General features: G+C 49.4%; 1 protein-coding gene. It reads right to left on the bottom strand.

Annotated elements, in window-relative coordinates; all coding sequences use genetic code 11:
• Window positions 1-38 precede the first annotated feature (38 nt).
• A partial coding sequence (locus tag KMS84_RS44665; RefSeq protein ID WP_256921618.1) for a hypothetical protein occupies window positions 39-261 on the bottom strand: 223 nt, incomplete at its 5' end.

Raw genomic sequence — 261 nt, 5'->3', positions numbered from 1 at the left:
CTTCGCGGGGTTAGGAGACGGGTGATAGTAGAGTTTGATCATATTGACTCCGTGCAGTGGTTTTCAGTGAACATCGCTAGAGCCAAGGGAGGAAGACCAAGGCTTTTGATGGCAATACCAATGGCGTCTATTACACACACCGGGTCGGGATTAATCCGAGACAAAACTCGAATCCCCAGTAACACACTGAGCAAATGATGCGCCCCCTGCTTTACATCAATCTCAACAAAATCGGCAGATTGCGGGTGGAAGGCTTGCAAG

This window comes from Streptomyces hilarionis (genome assembly GCF_024539675.1).
GTDB lineage: Bacteria > Actinomycetota > Actinomycetes > Streptomycetales > Streptomycetaceae > Streptomyces > Streptomyces hilarionis.
The sequence above is the reverse complement of the archived record's forward strand: the minus strand, read 5'-3'. Positions and strand labels throughout refer to the sequence as shown.